The organism is Paenibacillus sp. FSL K6-3182 (genome assembly GCF_037976325.1).
Taxonomy (GTDB): domain Bacteria; phylum Bacillota; class Bacilli; order Paenibacillales; family Paenibacillaceae; genus Pristimantibacillus.
The window spans coordinates 3,837,939-3,856,847 of the sequence record NZ_CP150265.1 but is presented as its reverse complement, the minus strand read 5'-3'; the positions used below and the strand labels follow the sequence as shown (position 1 = coordinate 3,856,847).

At 44.4% G+C, this 18,909-nt stretch carries 18 protein-coding genes; 16 read left to right on the top strand and 2 right to left on the bottom strand.

All coding sequences use genetic code 11. The annotated features are described in order from the left end of the window. The first annotated feature begins 23 nt into the window (after positions 1-23). The 8 genes from MHH56_RS16920 to MHH56_RS16885 all read left to right on the top strand — a co-directional run bounded on the left by MHH56_RS16920 (position 24) and on the right by MHH56_RS16885 (position 9,294). A complete protein-coding gene (locus MHH56_RS16920) occupies positions 24-1,574 on the top strand; it encodes an ABC-F family ATP-binding cassette domain-containing protein (protein ID WP_339202673.1) in 1,551 nt (516 codons plus the stop codon). 203 nt (positions 1,575-1,777) lie between these two features. Continuing rightward, a complete protein-coding gene (locus MHH56_RS16915) occupies positions 1,778-2,476 on the top strand; it encodes a response regulator transcription factor (RefSeq protein ID WP_076265833.1) in 699 nt (232 codons plus the stop codon). After that, positions 2,473-3,831: a HAMP domain-containing histidine kinase gene (locus MHH56_RS16910; RefSeq protein WP_076265834.1), complete on the top strand. Its 1,359-nt coding sequence runs from the start codon at positions 2,473-2,475 to the stop codon at positions 3,829-3,831. Before MHH56_RS16915 ends, MHH56_RS16910 begins: the two co-directional genes overlap by 4 nt. 24 nt (positions 3,832-3,855) lie before the next feature. Next, positions 3,856-4,716, top strand: coding sequence for a carbon-nitrogen hydrolase family protein (locus MHH56_RS16905; protein WP_339202671.1), 861 nt, complete (start codon positions 3,856-3,858; stop codon positions 4,714-4,716). A 37-nt stretch (positions 4,717-4,753) separates the two neighbouring features. Further along, the gene (locus MHH56_RS16900; protein ID WP_339202669.1) at positions 4,754-5,413 is read left to right on the top strand and encodes a GNAT family N-acetyltransferase; all 660 of its coding nucleotides are present in this window, start codon (positions 4,754-4,756) and stop codon (positions 5,411-5,413) included. A gap of 14 nt (positions 5,414-5,427) precedes the next feature. Then, on the top strand, positions 5,428-6,102 hold the full coding sequence (locus tag MHH56_RS16895; RefSeq protein WP_339202667.1) for a GNAT family N-acetyltransferase: 675 nt from the start codon (positions 5,428-5,430) through the stop codon (positions 6,100-6,102). Then, positions 6,099-6,875 carry an MBL fold metallo-hydrolase gene (locus tag MHH56_RS16890; protein ID WP_339202666.1) on the top strand — a complete coding sequence of 259 codons (777 nt, stop codon included), beginning with the start codon at positions 6,099-6,101 and terminating at the stop codon, positions 6,873-6,875. The genes MHH56_RS16895 and MHH56_RS16890 overlap by 4 nt, the downstream gene beginning before the upstream one ends. Before the next feature lie 445 nt (positions 6,876-7,320). Beyond that, on the top strand, positions 7,321-9,294 hold the full coding sequence (locus MHH56_RS16885) for a DNA mismatch repair protein MutS (RefSeq protein ID WP_339202665.1): 1,974 nt from the start codon (positions 7,321-7,323) through the stop codon (positions 9,292-9,294). A 72-nt stretch (positions 9,295-9,366) separates the two neighbouring features. Here the strand turns inward: MHH56_RS16885 and MHH56_RS16880 are convergent, their stop codons facing one another. Next, a complete protein-coding gene (locus MHH56_RS16880; RefSeq protein WP_339202664.1) occupies positions 9,367-10,005 on the bottom strand; it encodes a thiamine diphosphokinase in 639 nt (212 codons plus the stop codon). Positions 10,006-10,228: 223 nt separating this feature from the next. Between MHH56_RS16880 and MHH56_RS16875 the strand changes: the two genes are divergently transcribed. Then, positions 10,229-10,870, top strand: a complete 642-nt coding sequence (locus MHH56_RS16875; protein ID WP_339209625.1) for a trimeric intracellular cation channel family protein — start codon at positions 10,229-10,231, stop codon at positions 10,868-10,870. Continuing rightward, positions 10,867-11,364 carry a low molecular weight protein-tyrosine-phosphatase gene (locus MHH56_RS16870; RefSeq protein ID WP_339202663.1) on the top strand — a complete coding sequence of 166 codons (498 nt, stop codon included), beginning with the start codon at positions 10,867-10,869 and terminating at the stop codon, positions 11,362-11,364. The genes MHH56_RS16875 and MHH56_RS16870 overlap by 4 nt, the downstream gene beginning before the upstream one ends. 61 nt (positions 11,365-11,425) lie before the next feature. On the opposite strand, the gene MHH56_RS16865 is transcribed toward MHH56_RS16870, so the two are convergent. Further along, the gene (locus tag MHH56_RS16865; RefSeq protein ID WP_339202661.1) at positions 11,426-12,163 is read right to left on the bottom strand and encodes an alpha/beta hydrolase-fold protein; all 738 of its coding nucleotides are present in this window, start codon (positions 12,161-12,163) and stop codon (positions 11,426-11,428) included. 290 nt (positions 12,164-12,453) lie between these two features. On the opposite strand from MHH56_RS16865, the gene pdhA reads away from it, so the two are divergent. From pdhA to MHH56_RS16835, 6 genes are all read left to right on the top strand, one after another. After that, positions 12,454-13,521 (top strand): pyruvate dehydrogenase (acetyl-transferring) E1 component subunit alpha, encoded by a 1,068-nt coding sequence (pdhA, locus tag MHH56_RS16860; protein WP_339202659.1) that lies wholly within the window; start codon positions 12,454-12,456, stop codon positions 13,519-13,521. A gap of 20 nt (positions 13,522-13,541) precedes the next feature. Then, a complete protein-coding gene (locus MHH56_RS16855) occupies positions 13,542-14,519 on the top strand; it encodes an alpha-ketoacid dehydrogenase subunit beta (protein ID WP_339202658.1) in 978 nt (325 codons plus the stop codon). A 14-nt stretch (positions 14,520-14,533) separates the two neighbouring features. Continuing rightward, positions 14,534-15,868 (top strand): dihydrolipoamide acetyltransferase family protein, encoded by a 1,335-nt coding sequence (locus MHH56_RS16850; RefSeq protein ID WP_339202656.1) that lies wholly within the window; start codon positions 14,534-14,536, stop codon positions 15,866-15,868. Positions 15,869-15,871: 3 nt separating this feature from the next. Then, positions 15,872-17,287 (top strand): dihydrolipoyl dehydrogenase, encoded by a 1,416-nt coding sequence (lpdA, locus tag MHH56_RS16845; protein ID WP_076265847.1) that lies wholly within the window; start codon positions 15,872-15,874, stop codon positions 17,285-17,287. Between the two features lie 112 nt (positions 17,288-17,399). Further along, on the top strand, positions 17,400-17,885 hold the full coding sequence (locus MHH56_RS16840; RefSeq protein WP_339202654.1) for an acyl-CoA thioesterase: 486 nt from the start codon (positions 17,400-17,402) through the stop codon (positions 17,883-17,885). A gap of 57 nt (positions 17,886-17,942) precedes the next feature. Further along, a complete protein-coding gene (locus MHH56_RS16835) occupies positions 17,943-18,899 on the top strand; it encodes a thymidylate synthase (protein ID WP_339202652.1) in 957 nt (318 codons plus the stop codon). Positions 18,900-18,909: the final 10 nt, after the last annotated feature.

Here is an 18,909-nt window from a genome sequence, read left to right as displayed (position 1 = left end):
TATATGAATGGAGATAAAGACAAATGAGTTTGTTAACAGTTGAGCAATTATCACATACGTTCGGAGATCGTGTGCTTTTTAAAAATGTAGCCTTCCGTTTGTTGGATGGAGAGCATGTTGGCCTAGTCGGTGCGAATGGTACAGGCAAGTCAACACTGATGAATATTTTAACAGGCAAACTGTTGAAGGATGAAGGAAAGGTCGAATGGACACCGCGTGTTCGTTACGGCTACTTGGATCAACATACGAAGCTTGAAGCAGGTAAAACGATCCGTGATGTACTGAAGGATGCTTTTTTACCTTTGCTGCTATTGGAAGAAGAGCTAAATAACATTGCAGCTCAAATGGGCGATGCAGATTCAGATAAATTAGATGAGCTGCTTACACGTATGGGTGAGATTCAGGAAGAGCTGGAGATCGGCGATTTCTATTTAATTGATGTAAAAGTAGATGAGATGGCAAACGGGCTAGGTCTGAATGCGATTGGACTTGATCGTGATGTTACTGCACTTAGCGGCGGTCAGCGGACAAAGGTACTGCTAGCGAAGCTGCTTCTTGAAAAACCAGGTGTTCTACTGCTCGATGAGCCTACGAACTATTTGGATGAAGAGCATATCAATTGGCTAACTAACTATTTAAAAAACTACCCGCATGCGTTTGTTCTTATTTCACATGAAACGAGCTTTATGAATCAAGTGGTCAACGTGATTTACCATCTTGAATTTACGAAGCTGACACGCTATTCGGCCAATTATGATAAATTTCTTGAAATGGCTGATCTGAACAAGGCGCAGCACATCGATGCATACGAGAAACAAAAGGATTTTATTAAGAAGCAAGAGGATTTTATTCAGAAAAACAAAGCACGCGCTTCAACATCAGGACGTGCCAAAAGCCGTGAGAAGCAGCTTGATCGTATTGATCGTATTGATAAACCGGAAGAAGCGGCAAAACCAACGTTTAACTTTAAAGAATCGAGAACGAGCGGCAAGACTGTATTTGAAGCAGAAGGCATGGTCATTGGCTACAATAAACCTCTGCTGCCAAAAATGGACATGGTCATTGAACGTGGTGATAAGATTGCTATCGTAGGATGCAACGGCGTTGGTAAATCTACACTACTCAAAACCATTTTAGGCGTAATTCCAGCGCTTGACGGCAAAACCTATCTGGGCGATTATTTAAATCCTGCTTACTTTGAGCAAGAAGCAAAAGCTCCGACGATGACGCCGCTTGAGGATGTATGGGATGAGTTCTCCTTCATGACCCAATCAGAGGTTCGGGGTGCCCTTGCACGCTGTGGCTTGAAAAATGAACATATTACACGTTCGCTTAATCAGCTCAGCGGCGGCGAGCAAGCGAAGGTTCGTCTATGCAAGCTTATGATGCGCGAGAGCAACTGGATTCTGTTCGATGAGCCGACGAACCATTTGGACGTTGTGGCTAAAGCGGAATTGAAGCGTGCTCTTAAGGCTTATAAAGGAACTGTCGTGCTTGTATCTCATGAACCGGAATTTTACGAGGATATGGCTACCAAAACATGGGATGTAGAAGCCTGGTCGATGCAAAACTAGGAGTGGTTTTAGCTTAATATCCTTAATCTTCGTGAAGATAAACACCTTCCGTGGCAATTGCCGGTCTACTCTTCTTGTAGATCGGCTTGCTTGCATTTGTGATAGGTCTTCATTATGATAAATTTAACCGTATTTATAGAAGAAGATATGGTTGATTAACGGCATTAATATTATTTACAACTGGAAGCAGGTGAACCTCTAGAATGAAAGAACGTATTCTAGTCGTCGAAGATGAAGCGGGTATTTCCCGAATTTTACAACTTGAGCTTGAGCATGAGGGGTATACCGTAGGGACTGCCGCTGATGGCAGAACCGGATATGAAATGGCTTCGACAGGTGAATGGGAGCTTGTATTGCTCGATGTCATGTTGCCTGAGATGAGCGGAATTGAAGTTCTGCGATTACTGCGACAAGCAGGAAATCCTGTACCTATTATATTGTTGACTGCACGCGACACCGTACCGGATAAAGTAAGCGGATTCGAGCATGGAGCAAATGATTATATTACTAAGCCGTTCGCAATGGAGGAGCTGCTGGCGCGGGTTCGCAATATTTTGCGTATATTCCAGCAGTATCCGAAGGAAGCGGAAGGATCCGACATGATCAAGGTTGGCGACTTAACGATCGAGCTGCGCACGCGTAAAGTATATCGCAAAGATATTTTGATCGAGCTAACGCCGCGTGAATTCGAGCTGCTCGTATATCTTGTGGAAAACAAAAATGATGAGAAATCGCGTGAAGATATTTTATCCGAAGTTTGGGGATATGATTTTATCGGTGAAACAAATTTAGTAGATGTTTATATCCGTTATCTGCGTCAGAAGTTGGACAAGGGTTATCGTCATAAGCTTATTCATACGGTTCGAGGAGTAGGTTATATGATAAAGGAGCCCGATGCATGACACTCCGCAAACGGTTTACGCTTTTCACCATTTTTTGGCTTATATTTATTTTGATTCTATTTAATATTTTTGTGTATTTCTATGTGATCAAAATAACGACTGAAAGTGAAGAAGAGGTCATTGCGAATAAGGTGAATCTCATGCTTGAGAATCCCCGAATTCAGAGCGGCCGAGGATTAAACTATCCGGAGCTGCTCAATGAGTATTACAACGTAAACGAAATGATTCGCATCATTGCGCCTAATAACCGGGTTGTAAATATAACAGGAACGGATGAGCTGCTGCAGCAGCTGCCAGCGACCTTTGAGGTGCATCACCATACCGGGATGATCACGAAGGGCGGAGAACGAATTTTGTTCATGCGAGTTCCGCTATATGACGGCAATCGAGTTATTGCAATGCTTGAAATTAATCGAATACTAGATGAATTGGACAATTATTTGCAGGTGCTGGTCGCAGCGTTAAGCGTCACGAGCGGCGGTGCCATTTTGTTTGCAATATTCGGAACCTATTGGTTTACTTCAAGACTAACGGCGCCCATTCAGCAAATGGTTAATACGATGCGAGAAATTGACCGAAGCGGGAAGCTTAGACAAATTGAGCTTAGCAACCGCGAGGAATCTGCTGAGCTTCTGCAGCTCGTTCGTGCATTTAATCAGATGATTGAACGACTTGACCGCACATTTGCTAAGCAGAAGCAATTCGTAGCAGATGCTTCTCATGAGCTCAAAACCCCTCTAACTGTTATCAGCAGCTATGCTGGTATGTTAAAGCGTTGGGGACGTGATGACGAGAGCTTACGAAATGAAGCGATTGAAGCAATCGATAAAGAAGCAAATCGTCTGCAAAACTTAACAAAATCCATGCTTATGCTTGCTGAGGCGGAGCAGGAGGATTGGCTGAAGCAGGAGCTGTTTGACGTTGTTCAAGTGGTTGATGAGCTAGCAACGATGCTGCAAACGACGTTCGGCAGACCGATTCGAGTGAAAGCAATGTCCAAGGCGGTTCGTATGGTTGGAGACAAGGACAAAATCAGGCAGCTGCTCGTCATTTTGCTCGATAACGCGATTAAATACTCGAAGGACCCGATCGATATTACGATTACACTCGTTAGACATATCGTGAAAATCGAGGTTAAGGATAAAGGAATGGGCATTCCAGAAAACGAAATTCCGCATCTATTCGAACGCTTCTACCGTGTGGATGGAGCCAGAAGCCGCACAACAGGCGGAGTAGGTCTCGGCTTGTCCATTGCGAAACGAATCATTGATTTGCATGAAGGAAAGGTAGATGTGTTTAGTCTGCCGGATTTAGGCACGACGATTACTTTGCAATTTAAACAGCGCAAACAATAACGATACGATTGGAGGATTTAACGAATGAAGTTTCGTACGGCAGCCGTTCAGTATAAGCTTGCTGATATTAACTCGTTTGAGCAATTCGCAGAGCAAGTAACACATTATGTACGCAATGCCTCGGAATACGGGTCACAATTTATTTTGTTTCCTGAGTTTCTGACAACCCAATTGATGTCCATTGGAGATGAGCAGGGCGTTGCGCTTCCTATTGACCGGCTTCCTGAATTCACGGAGGATTATCTTGCTCTCTTTCGCTCACTAGCTGCTGAATATGAGGTTTATATTGTTGGAGGCACCCATGTGATAAAACAATCGGATGGAAGTTTGCGCAATGCTGCGCATCTCTTTCATCCCGATGGGAAAATTGACGTTCAGCATAAAATCCACATTACGCCACCAGAAGTAGAAGGCTGGAATATGTCGGCAGGTGAAGGTCTTGAGGTATTCGAGACCGCATATGGTACCATCGCGATGCTTACTTGCTACGATATTGAATTTCCTGAAATCGTTCGAATGGCTCGCGCTAAAGGTGCGGATGTCATTTTCTGTCCATCGTGCACAGATGATCGTCATGGATTCTATCGCGTAAGATACTGCTGCCATGCTAGAGCTGTTGAGAATCAGGTATACATTGTAACGACGGGTACAGTTGGCTCTCTTCGTAAAGTTGATCTGATGCGTGCAAATTTTGGTCAAGCTGCTATTATTGCTCCGAACGATATTCCATTCCCGCCAGCCGGTATATTAAGCGAAGGCATCATCAATGATGATATGCTCGTCGTGGCTGATCTTGATTTATCTTTGCTTGAGGAAGTCAGGCTGAAGGGTTCTGTTACGACGTGGCGTGACCGCCGCACCGATTTGTATACCGATTGGACTTGATTTTTATCTTGTTTAGCGAAGAAAGGGGGAGACAGTGATGCGTAAGGAGCTGTTCTTGTTCATCGATGGAAAACCGCAAAAAGCAGTCATTCGTAATTACAAACCAGCAGATTTTGATGGATTGATTGAAGTTCAGCGGCTAAGCTTTCCCCCACCTTACCCACAGGAGCTTTGGTGGAACAAAGAACAATTAACTGAACATGTGAACCGATTCCCTGAAGGTGCCTTATGCGCAGAGGTTGATGGAATGATTATTGGCTCCATGACCGGAGTAACCATCGATATGATTGATTATGGCCATGCACATAATTGGGAAACGATTTCTGACAGTGGTTATATTCGCAATCATAATTTAAACGGAGACACTCTGTATGTAATAGACCTTTGTGTCATACCGGAGTTCCGAAAATCAGGCATTGGCAAATGGCTCATGCAATCGATGTATGAAACGGTTGTTCAGCTGGGACTTTTGAGATTGCTTGGGGGCGGTCGCATGCCCGGTTATGGGGCACTAATCCAGGAGATGACGCCAGAAGCTTATTTGGAAAAAGTACTAACTGGAGAATACAAAGACCCTGTCATTACTTTTTTGCTTAGATGCGGACGGATACCGATTGGGGTTGCTCTTGACTACTTGGATGATGAGCAATCGGGTAACTGCGCTGCAATCATGGAGTGGCGCAATCCATTTAAATAAGGAGATGTACATATATGCTAACCTATCATCGAATCGTAAGCATTGAGGACAAATATTTTGAACCATTACATAAGCTTCTTCAAACGATTTTTCCTCCTGAGGAAGTTCTTGCTTATGAGCTTTGGCGCGAGCCGCTTGAAGACCCAACCATTCATGTATATGTTGCATTGCATGAGGGGGAAGTCGTAGGTTCAACAGAATATCGTTATTATCCAGAGCTGCGCGTTGCTATGACTGATTTTACGATTATCGGAAAACCATCACTTGGCATCGGTCGGTTTCTACTCCGCAATCGAGAACAAGATTTGCAGAAGCTAGCTGATCAGTCCGGTACTGTCTCGCTTGGCATGTTTGCTGAGGTATACGACCCTTATCGCGCAGGTGAGCATGCATTTGGCGGAGTTTCACCTATGAATCCGATTGTGCGTCGCGAAGTGCTGTCGCATATCGGCTATAAGCGAATCGCTTTTCCTTATGTTCATCCTTCTTGGGACCATGAAGGCCAAGCTGTTGCTGAACTAGACTTATGTTTCCTTCCGAAAAATGAAGAGCAAACAACGATTGATGCAGCTCTAATCGCCTCATTCTTAGAAGGCTATTATGCCGCATTGCCAAACAAGCCGGAACAATGGCTTCAAATGATGGAACAAATCTGTGCATCGGAGTCGTTTGAGCTGCTGCCGCTATGACGAAGCTGATTTTTAGGGGAACTGGAGATTCCATGAGTGTGCCTCGCATTTATTGTGAATGCGAGGTTTGTGAGGAAGCACGGGACACACAGGAGAACCGTCGTTATAGATCGTCGCTGCAGCTGGAGGATCAAGAAGCTGGAACGGTGTGGATTGACTGTGGGTCGGACTTCGCAAAACAATTAGAGATGGCCTCACTGCGTGAGATCGACACACTGCTCATTACACATGCTCATTTTGACCATATCGGTGGATTGGTGGAGTGGGCAGACGCTTGTCGCTGGACGAAAAAAAGAGGTCAAGCTTACGCGCCCACTGAAGTCATTAAAGAAATATTAGATCGTTTTCCTTGGCTAAATCGGCAGATTGAGTTCCATTCATTTGACACTCTTATTATGCTCGGCAAATGGCGAGCATATAGCTGGCGAGTCAATCATGGGAAAAACGGCTATGCTTATGCATTTCGCTTCGAACATTCGGAGACAAATTGCAAATGGGTATATTGCTCTGATTCGATCGGCCTGACGGATGAGCAGCAGCAACATTTGGCTGATCTTGATTTGCTTGTACTAGGAACAAGCTTTTACGAAGAGCCTTTTGCTTATGAAACTCGTTCGGTCTATGATGTTGTTGAAGCTATCGAGCTTATCCAGAAGTGGAAGCCCAAACAAACCTTTCTCACACATATGTCGCATGATATTGATCTTCGGAGAGATTATAAGCTGCCCGATCACCTTCAATTTGCACGAACGGGCATGTCCATTTCTTTATAGCATTAAACAGTAGATTAAGTCTTGCTTGACAAGCTGCTTGTCTTTTATGTACATTAATTAAGAATCCTATTTTGGATTATCTTTTAACATGATGCTTAAAGGGGAAATTTTAATGTTTGCTGGTGTCCATAACTCATAAATTGGATAGAGTCAGATGAACGTTGGTCTTGCGACGATTCCCAGTGTGAATTCACTGAGATGCAAGGCTCTATTTCGTGATCTGACGCCAAGAGTTCTGGACATGAGGATTTCCGCCTGAAGCAATTCGACAGCGGCCCAATCACCGTGCTCTCGCAGCACGGTTTTTTTATATCCATTTTCATGTTAACGATTTTGTTAGCGGTGGAAGTGGTATTGGAGCATTTGTCGATCAAAGACAGGAATGGAACGCGCCCGCGTTCTGTTTCTGTCTTTTTTTTTACTCAAAATAGAGGAGGCCATACAGATGAATGAAGCATCTTGGCGAAGATTAGAGTTTGATAAGGTAAAAGCAGGCGTAGTGAGCAACACGATTTCACCTGCAGGACGATTGTTGGCTGAAAGGCTTGAACCAAGCACGAAGCAGCGGCAAGTTGAAGCGTGGCTGCAAGAAACGTACGAGGCTGCTGAACTTCTCGGAAGCGGAGCAAGCATTCCATTATCCGCAATGGACGGAATTGATTCGTTTCTGTCACTGCTCGGCAAAGGTAGAATTTATAATGAGCAGGAACTAGAGCAGTTGTCGGTATGGTTAACCTCTGTTGTGCAAATGAAAAAGTACATGTTCAGCAAACGTGAGATTGCGCCAACGATTTCCGCTTATGCGGAATCTATGTACGATTGCCCCGTACTTAGGGACGAACTAAAACGTTGTATTCGTTACGGCCAGCTAACCGATCAAGCTAGTCCTGATCTTGCCTACATCCGCAGACATATCTATGCAGCGGAGGACAAAATCCAGAAAAAAATGGAAAATGCGCTTAATAAGTATCGTACATCTCTGCAAGAGCCGGTCATCAGCAAGCGCCATGATCGATTTGTTATTGCAGTAAAGCGAGAGCATCGCAAGCAGGTGCCAGGGACAGTGTGGGATGAATCTGCTAGTGGTCAGACCTTGTTCGTTGAGCCATTAGACGCATCAGAGCTTCAGGTGGAGCTGCAGCAGTGGAAGGCGGATGAGGAGCGGGAGCGCACCATTATATTATCCCGATTGTCTGAATATACCGAGTCGTTCTCCTTTGAGCTATTTCGTAATGTAGAAGCCATGGCTTCATTTGACTTTATTACGGCAAGAGCGAAGCTGTCTAGGTCGTATAACGGTAAAAAAATTGAGTTATCCGATCAGCCAGTTGTAAGACTCGTCGGTGCACGCCATCCACTGCTAGGACAACATAGCGTACCGCTTCATGTGGAGCTCGGATACAAATGGAAGCAGTTAATTATTACTGGGCCGAATACAGGTGGGAAAACGGTAACTTTAAAAACCATTGGATTATTCGTACTGATGATCCAATCGGGCCTGCTGGTTCCAGCTGAGCAGGGGAGTGAAATCGGCGTATTCCAGCACGTTATTGCCGATGTTGGAGATGGACAAAGTTTGGAACAATCACTGAGTACATTTTCATCTCATATCACCGTTCTTAAGGATATGCTTCAAGCGGCTGGTCCGAGGGCACTGCTTCTGCTTGATGAATTGGCAGCGGGTACCGATCCATCAGAAGGGATAGCGCTCTCTATTGCACTATTAGAACAACTGTTGAAAAAAGGAGCATTAGCAGGGGCAACGACTCATTTTAATGAAATTAAAGCTTTTGCTGCCCGCACCCCTGGATGTCAAAATGGGAAAATGGCATTTGATGCGGAAACGTTAAAGCCGCTTTATCGCTTAGAGATGGGGGAAGCAGGCGAGAGTCACGCATTCGCGATAGCAAGGCGCTTTGGTCTGCCAGAAGAGGTGATGCAGCGTGCAGAACATCTGCTTGTGCGGAAAGTAGATCCGTCTCATGAAACACGCACAAGTGAGCAATCAAGAAATGAAAAGGAAGCTCAGAAAACCTCATCTTCAGCAGCAGCAGATTTTATTAACAAAAATTTAAAAAATGCTGATGAAACGAAAGCACAGAACCCGAAAGAAGCAAAAAAACCTTTTGAGAAAGGTGATGCAGTATGGATCTATCCTCTAAATAAAATGGGTGTAGTATATCGGCCTGCAGATGAACGAGGAAATGTGATTGTCCAAATTCAAGGGCAAAAGCTCACGTTCAATCATAAACGGTTAAAGCTGTATATCGCCAAAACGAAGCTTTACCCGGGTCAAAATGAGGAGTATGATCTCGATATTGTATTTGAATCAAAGGAGAATAGAAAAGCCCGCAAGCTGATGAATCGCAAGCATGTAGAAGGCTTAGAAATTGTTACAAAAGAGGATGAGCTTATCTAAAGGATTAATCTTGAAAAAACAAAGACCCGACAGGAGGATTAGTTACCTCGGTTGGGTCTTTTGTTGAAATCGTTAGTCACGACTTTGGATGACTAACAACAAGCCTTTTCTTATGGAGATGTTTCCAGTAGATGATACAAGGACATTGCTAATCCCGAGAGATTGACCAATCGTTAGCTCGGCGTCAGTCAGCGGATATTGAAAACCATCAAGCGTAATTCCTTCTACTTTTAAAGACAGCGGAAGCAATGAAACGTTCGGATATCCTTGCTGCTCAATGTTTAATTGCTCGCTAATCAAAGAAATTTTATTATGGTCATCAATGATCGTCATTTTCACCTGTTGCTGGGAAGAAAGCGCGAGCAGGTGGACATTAGCTAGGGAGTGATCAAATCTAGTGCCCAGCGCTCCAAGTAAAATGATTTCAGTAGGCTGCAAGTCCAAGGCGAGACGTATGGCCATTTCCGTATCGGTGTAGTTTTTGTCGATGGGGTCACAAGCTATCGTTTGACCGCTATTTTCACGAATTTCTAACAAATCTTCTTCTGATACGGAATCAAAGTCTCCGATCGAAATATCTGGTCTTCGTCCGTTCTTAATGAGGAAGCGAGCACCGCTGTCTGCTCCAATCAGGAGATCATCGGGCTTTATATGTGCAAGTGCCCAGGCGCCAAGCTGGCCGCCCGTGCATATTACGATGCGAAGTTGCATGATGAATTTTCCTTTCTTTTTGGCGAAATCTAATGTAATTCACTCCAGTATAATGCCTTTTGTTCTATAAAAACTAGAGGAGTGGAATAACTGTATGGATAAACGGATGAAATTCACGAAATTTGTCGTTGCGAATCCACATCCTCCCAGCTAAAATGATGAATGAAAGTACCGATGCAGTGATCGGTTCATGTACGGGAAGCGAGGAGCATTTGCTGTGAGTATGGACATTTTTGGTATTTTTAGCATTATCGGAACAATTGCCTTTGCAGTCAGCGGAGCGATTGTCGCTATGGAGGAAGAATACGATATACTAGGTGTGTTCGTGCTTGGACTTGTCACAGCATTTGGCGGCGGTGTCGTGCGTAATCTGTTGATAGGTATGCCAGTTACATCGCTTTGGAATCAAGGATACCTGCTCAAAATAGCTATCATTGCCATGACGATTGCTTTTCTATTGCCTGTTGACTGGATTCAGCGCTGGCGACGGAGCGAGGCGTTTTTTGACGCGATTGGATTATCAGCCTTTGCTATTCAAGGAGCGCTGTATGCAACGCAAATGAAGCATCCGCTTAGTGCAGTCCTTGTTGCAGCCATGCTGACAGGAATTGGCGGCGGAATCATTCGCGATGTGCTGGCTGGCCGCAAGCCGCTTGTGCTAAAAGATGAAATTTATGCCGTATGGGCCATGCTTGCAGGTCTCGCGATTGGACTTGGTTGGATAAAATCAACCTTGGAGCTCTTGGTTTTATTCGTTATTATTATTAGCTTCCGGATGCTATCTGTCTATTTCAAGTGGAAGCTGCCAAGACGCACGTTACATATTCATACTTCTAATGAACAGCAGAAAAGAGGAACATCATGAAAGCTCGTATTTTATTTGTTTGTCTCGGAAACATATGCAGGTCCCCAATGGCTGAAGCCGTTATGCGCCATCAGGTAGAGCAAGCAAAATTGACAGATCAAATTATGGTTGATTCCGCAGGAACCGGTGACTGGCATTTGGGTCATCCGCCGCATGAGGGCACGAGAGATCAGCTGGATCAGCACCAAATTTCACATCAGGGTATGAAAGCTCGGTTAGTTACGCCTGATGACTACAAAACGTTTGATTATATCGTATGTATGGACACAAACAATTTACGAGATGTACGCAAGCTGTTTTTTGGAGAAGGTAAAGCTACAGAAGAGGAAACCAAACGATTGTTTACTTTTATGGAGCTGCTGCCTGCGAAAGGAATAGCCGATGTGCCTGATCCTTATTATGAAAATAATTTTCCGTTTGTTTATGAATTAGTCGACAGCGGATGCAAGGAGCTTCTTAAACGGATAAAAGCAGATTTGCAATTAAATGAATAAATTCATTAAAAAAGCTGTCCAGCACTCCCGAAAGGAGCCTGCTGGACAGCTTTGCTTTTGATTATTCAACCTCAATGAAATAGGCGAGAGCTTTATCAAGCTCTTTTTGCCAAAAACCCCATTGATGCTTGCCGTCTTTTTCTTCATAGAAGACAGTAGCTTGATTAAGTTCAAGCAGCGCCTTGGCGTTGCGATTCAAAGCTACAAAATCAAATACGCCACGGTCCGTTTCATATGCATCCTCTTGCAGACCAACAATCATATAAATATTGAGCCAGCTAAGGTCTCCTGCTGCGGAAATGATGTTTTGGGATACGCCATAAAAAGCACCTGATAAGGACATGACACGTGTAAATAGCTGCGGGTAGGAGAGAGCTAAATGCAAGGAAACGGAGCCGCCGAGTGAATCGCCTGCCAATAATCGATGCTCTGGTTCTTGTCTTACCGCATAACGTTCCTCAACAAACGGAATGAGCTCTTCCGCGAAAAACCGAATGTATGCCTCGTGCCGATTGCCATCTGGCGTGTATTCCTCCGTGCGCTGCTTTTTGTCGACATCAACACCTACAATAATGAAGGGCTCAAGTCCCTCATCCAAAATCAATCGCGTCGCTGTAGTAGCAATTCGCCCAAAGTTGAAAAAATCTTCGCCATCCTGGCAATAGACGACCGGGTAGCTAAGCACCTCGTTATAACCTGGCGGCAAAAAGATACGTAAATTGCGGCTTTGTTCAGCCAAATATCGGCTTGGTACGGTTTCCTTTACTATTGTTCTCTTCAAATATCGCTCATCTGTCATTTCTTTCTCTCCTATCGGTTGAATTTATTGAATGGAAAACATCTGTTGTGGGTAAACAATAGAAAGACAATCAAAGGAATCACATCTATTTCTGTCTTGTTGTATTATGCTGTTATACTAATAAATAAAGTCTGTAGCATATACAATTTCTTAAAAGAATGATGAGAATCAGCGAAAAAACAACGGTTTTTGTGTTTTTTGCTTTGACCATTTTCATTAAACAGGTTTATAATAATTCTATAACAGAGGTAAACGATTTTCAAATATTTCGATTGAGGTGAGCGATCAAAATGAGCAAATTGCCATACGAAGTTCAAACGGAACCGGTAACTCCGCTATCTGTCTTGTCACTCGACGGGGAAGTTGTTAACCCGGACTTATTGCCGGCTTTGTCTGATGATCAATTAAAAGAAGTTATGTACCGCATGGTATTTACTCGTACATGGGATGAGCGTGCTGTTAATTTAGGCCGTCAAGGAAGACTTGGCTTTTACGCTCCAGTATCAGGTCAAGAAGCATCAATGGTTGGCAGCGAATACGCGCTAAACAAAGATGATTTCATTTGCCCAGGATACCGTGATATGCCACAGCTTGTATGGCATGGTTTGCCATTATATCAAGCTTTCCTATATTCTCGCGGACACCAACAAGGTGGTCAAATTCCTGAGGATGTACATGTTCTAATGCCGCAAATCATTATTGGCGCACAAGTATTGCACGCAACTGGCGTAGCAATGGCATTTAAGAAAAAGAATGAAAAACGTGTAGCTATCACTTATACAGGCGACGGCGGTTCGTCAGAAGGCGACTTCTACGAAGGCATGAACTTCGCAGGCGCTTATAAGCTGCCTGTCATTTATGTTGTACAAAACAACGGTTATGCTATTACTACACCTTACTCCAAGCAAACAGGCGCTTTGTCTGTTGCACATAAAGCTGTTGCTGCTGGTATCAAGGGTGTTCAAGTGGATGGTATGGACGTACTTGCTGTTATCAAAGCTGTTCAAGAAGCAGCAGAGCGCGGTCGCAATGGCGAAGGCGCAACATTGATTGAGCTTCTAACTTACCGTTTCCGTCCGCATTCCTTGGCGGATGATACGACTAAATACCGTACAAAAGATGAAGAAGCAGAATGGGCTTTAAAAGATCCGCTTGTTCGTTTCGGTAAATATCTAGAGAAAAAAGGCTTGTGGACTGAAGAAGACACAAACCGTGTGAAAGATGAAGCAAAAGCAACTGTAACTGAGCACATCAAAAAAGCTGAAGCAGTTGAAAAAATGACTGTAGCAGGCTTGATCGATAGCATGTTCGAAACAACACCGCAATACTTGGAAGAGCAAAAGGACGATTTTCAATAGAAGAGGAGGATCAGACGATCATGGCTCAAATGAATATGTTGGAAGCAATTCGCGATGCGATGCGCGTAGAACTTAAACGTGATTCGAACGTTGTCATCTTTGGTGAGGACGTAGGTAAAGTCGGCGGAGTATTCCGTGTGACAGAAGGTTTACAGGATGAGTTTGGTGAAGATCGCGTATTTGATACGCCTCTTGCTGAGTCAGCTCTTGCAGGTATGGCAGTTGGTATGGGGTTGCAAGGCTTCCGTCCAATCGCTGAAATTCAATTCGTAGGTTTTATTTATGAAGCGCTTGACCAAATGTTTGTCCAAGCTGCTCGTATGCGTTACCGCTCTGGCGGTCGCTACAACTCACCAATTGTATTCCGTACACCATTTGGCGGCGGCGTTAAAGCGGCTGAGCTGCATACGGATTCCCTTGAAGGTCTTGCTATTCAAACGCCGGGTATCAAGGTAGTCATTCCTTCAAACCCTTATGATGCAAAAGGCTTGATGATTTCTGCAATCCGTGAGAATGATCCTGTATTTTTCATGGAGCACTTGAACTTGTACCGTGCGTTCAAGGCTGAAGTTCCTGAAGGTGAATATACAGTTGAGATCGGCAAAGCAAATGTTGTTCGCGAAGGCAGTGACGTAACGATCATTTCTTATGGTCTTATGGTTCACACAGCAGTCAAAGCAGCAGAAGAACTTGAAAAAACAGGCGTGAGTGTAGAAGTTATCGATCTTCGCACACTGCTTCCGCTTGATATCGATACTATCGTTGCTTCAATTAAGAAAACAAACCGTGCTATTGTCGTTCAAGAAGCACAAAAAACTTCTGGCGCAGCAGCTGAAATCATTGCTCAAATCAATGAAAAAGCTATTCTGCACTTAGAAGCTCCAGTACTACGCGTTGCTGGTCCGGATACTGTATATCCGTTTGCTCTAGTTGAGGATGCGTGGCTTCCTACGGTAGCACGTATTTCTGCAGCAGTTAACAAAGTACTGAACTTTTAAAGGAGGTTAAAGCGGTGGCTAAATTCGAATATCGTTTCCCAGAGCTCGGCGAAGGTTTGCACGAAGGCGAAATCATTAAAGTGCATATCAAAGTCGGAGACACGGTTACAGATGATGACATTATTATGGAAGTTCAAAACGATAAAGCGATCGTCGAAGTGCCTTGCCCAGTAAATGGTAAAGTACTCGAAGTACTCGTAAAAGACGGACAAGTTTGCCACATTGGCGAGGTTGTTGCAATCATTGATGCAGAAGGCGAATTGCCAGAGCAAGCTGAACCAGCAGCAGCTGAAGCACCTAAAGCAGAAGCTCCTGCAGCGGCGGCAGCACCAGCAGTTGAGGCACCTAATGCTGAAGCTCCTGCAGCACAAGCAGCAGCTGCTCCTAAAGCAACTGGCGGTCTTGTACTAGCAACACCTAGCGTTCGTAAATTTGCACGCGAGCAAGGCGTAGACCTAACACAAGTAGGCGGAACTGGCAAAAACGGACGTATCACTCGTGATGACGTAACTGGTTTTGGCGGCGCTCCTGCTGTTGCAGCTACAGATGCATCTGCTCCTGCAGCTGAACAATCAAGCAACGCAGAAGTTGCAGCTAAAGGTGCTGGCGAAGCTAAACCTGCTGCAGTATCGGCTGGAACACCGTACCGTCCGGAAGAGCGCGTACCATTCAAAGGTATTCGCAAAATCATTGCTAACGCAATGTCGAAATCGGTTTATACAGCTCCACATGTTACGATCATGGATGAAGTTGATGTAACGGAGCTAGTAGCACTTCGTGCTAAATATAAACCTTATGCTGAGAAAAAAGGCTCCAAGCTTACGTACTTGCCGTTCATCGTGAAAGCTCTTGTGGCAGCATGCCGCGAGTTCCCTATCTTGAACGCAACGCTTGATGAGGCTAATCAAGAAATCGTTCTTCGCAAATTCTACAATATCGGTATCGCTACAGATACAGATAACGGCCTAATCGTGCCGGTTATTGAAGATGCAGATCGTAAAAACCTATTCAAAATTGCTGACTCGATCCGTGATCTAGCTGCTCGCGGCCGTGACGGTAAACTTGCTGCCAACGAGCTTAAAGGCAGCACAATCTCGATTTCCAACATTGGTTCCGCTGGCGGTATGTTCTTCACTCCAGTTATCAACTTCCCAGAAGTTGCAATTCTTGGAACAGGCAGAATTACTGAAAAAGCAATTGTTCGCAATGGTGAAATCGTAGCTGCTCCTGTAATGGCTCTTTCACTTAGCTTCGATCACCGTCTTATCGACGGCGCAACAGCTCAAAACTTTATGAATTACATCAAAACACTTCTGGGTCAACCAGAACTGTTCATAATGGAGGTATAAGACATGGTTGTTGGTGATGCTTCCCTAGATATTGACACTCTAATTATTGGTGCGGGCCCAGGCGGTTATGTAGCAGCGATCCGTGCTGCTCAACTAGGTCAAAACGTACTCATCGTGGATAAAGAACATGTAGGCGGCGTATGCTTGAATGTGGGCTGTATTCCATCGAAAGCACTTATTTCCGCATCACATCAATATGAATCAATCAGTCACGCTTCCGCATTCGGTATCGAAGTTGGAGAAGCTAAGGTTGACTTTACAAAAGTGCAAGAGTTCAAAAACGGCATCGTGAAAAAATTGACAGGCGGCGTTGCTTCTCTTCTGAAAGCAAACAAAGTCCAATATTTCCAAGGCGAAGTTATGTTTATTAATGAAAACGAAGCGCGTGTATTCAACGATCAAGAAGCGCCTCGCTACCGTTTCAAAAACTGCATTATCGCTACAGGATCACGTCCAATTGAACTAAAAGCTTTCCCTTTCACTGGCCGTATCGTATCTTCAACAGGCGCATTGTCCTTGCCAGAAATTCCGAAGAGCCTTGTCGTTATCGGCGGCGGCTATATCGGTATCGAGCTTGGTCAAATGTACTCCAAATTCGGCACAAAGGTTACAGTAATTGAAGGCTCCGACGCGATTTTGCCGGGCTTTGACAAAGATATGTCCAACATCGTTGCTAAGAAACTAAAAAGCACGAATGTGGATATCATTACTGGCGCACAAGCAAAAGGTGCTGAGCAAACAGATAAAGACGTTACTGTAACGTATACAGTTGGCGATAAAGAAGAGAAAGTAACTGCGGATTACCTGCTCGTAACGGTTGGACGTCGTCCAAATACGGATGGTGAGCTAGGTCTTGACCTTATTAACGTGAAGCTGTCCGATCGTGGACTAGTTGAAGTTGATGAGCAATGCCGCACTAACATTCCTCATATTTATGCGATTGGCGATATCATTGCTGGACCTGCGCTTGCGCACAAAGCAATGTACGAAGGCCGTATCGCAGCTGAAGCCATTTCAGGTCAATCCAGTGTTATTGATTACAAATGTGTACCAGCAGTTTGCTTCTCTGATCCAGAATGCGCAAGCGTTGGTTTCAGTGAGAAGGAAGCAAAAGACAAAGGTCATAATGTAAAAGTTGGCAAATTCCCGTTCGCAATCAATGGACGCGCAATGTCGCTTAATGCAAATGAAGGCTTTGTTAAACTCGTATCCGATGCAGACTCCGGTCTTGTACTTGGTGCGCAAATCATCGGTATTGAGGCTTCCAATATGATTGCTGAGCTTGCTTTGGCTATCGAAATGGGCGCAACTCTTGAGGATATCGCACTTACAATTCACGCACATCCTACACTTGGTGAAATCGTGCTTGATGCAGCTGAGGTTGCACTTGGCCACCCGATCCACACTTTCATTAAATAAATCGCAATAATGCTATCGTTTTGCGACAACAGAGGTCACGCGGCTCTCCAGCCGGCGGGGCCTCTTTGCGCTTCAAGAGCTTTAATCCAACAAATAGGAGGCGTACACGAGCATGGAACAATCAACGAAACTGGCTAGAGAATCACGAACAATTATGACGCAGCTGATCTTTCCTTTGGACACGAATCATTTTGATACGATGTTTGGTGGAAAGCTGATGGAGTACATGGATAAGGTTGCTGCGATCTCAGCCATGAGACATGCACGGATGCAAGCTGTAACCGCATCAACGGACAGTCTTGATTTTTTGGCGCCGATTCGAGTCGGAGAAGTTATTGAGGTTGAAGCCTTTGTTTCGTGGACACATCGCAGCTCGATGGAAGTGTTCGTGTCCGTTCAATCCGAAAATTTGTTCAGTGGGGAGCGCAAAACGACAGTTACTGCTTTTTTCACTTTTGTTGCAATTGATGATCATGGCAAACCTGCTATTGTTCCAACTGTCGTCCCAGAGACAGAAGAGGAGATAAAGCTGCATCTTTCCGCTCCTGAGAGGCATGCGCTGCGAAAGAAACGAAAACAGGACAGAAATCCTAGTTGATGATATAATTAATTGTTATTTTTCTGATTTTTTTTCATGATAGGGAGCAATGTCCAAATGAGCAAAAGCGAACAAACCTACCTGAATTTGTTGAAATATGTTTTAGAACATGGCACAAAAAAAGAAGATCGAACGGGGACTGGAACGATCTCTACCTTTGGCTATCAAATGCGTTTTGATCTTAGCGAAGGTTTTCCGATGCTTACAACTAAACGTGTGCCATTCAAATTAATTGCCAGTGAGTTGATTTGGTTTATTCAAGGAGATACGAACATTCGTTATCTGCTGCAGCATAATAATAATATTTGGAATGAATGGGCGTTCAAAAGATGGGTGGAGAGCGCATCCTACACGGGCCCTGACATGACGAATTTTGGTCTTCGGTCGCAAACGGATGCTGAATTCTCTAAAGTATATGAAGAGCAAATGGATCTCTTTAAGCAGCACATCTTAACGGATGACCAGTTTGCCGCTGAATTCGGGGAGCTCGGCAACGTGTATGGCAAGCAGTGGAGAGAGTGGAAGACGACGCAAGGGGATGCGATTGATCAGCTTAAGGATGTCATTGCGACGATTAAGAAAAACCCGGATTCGAGAAGACTGATCGTCTCCGCTTGGAATCCAGAAGACGTTCCCAGCATGGCACTTCCTCCTTGCCATACGATGTTCCAATTCTATGTAACAAACGGCAAGCTTTCATGCCAGCTTTATCAGCGAAGCGCTGACATTTTCCTAGGCATACCATTTAACATCGCAAGTTATGCCTTATTGACCCACATGATTGCACACGAATGCGGGCTTGAAGTGGGAGAATTCATTCATACGCTTGGAGATGCCCACATTTACACGAATCATTTGGAGCAAATCGAGCTTCAGCTCAGCAGAGAGTCTAGACCGCTCCCTCAGTTAAAATTAAACACAGACAAAAAATCAATCTTCGACTTTGCAGTTGAGGATTTATCCATTGAGAATTATAACCCGCATCCAACGATTAAAGCGCCGGTAGCTGTGTAAATTCATATTC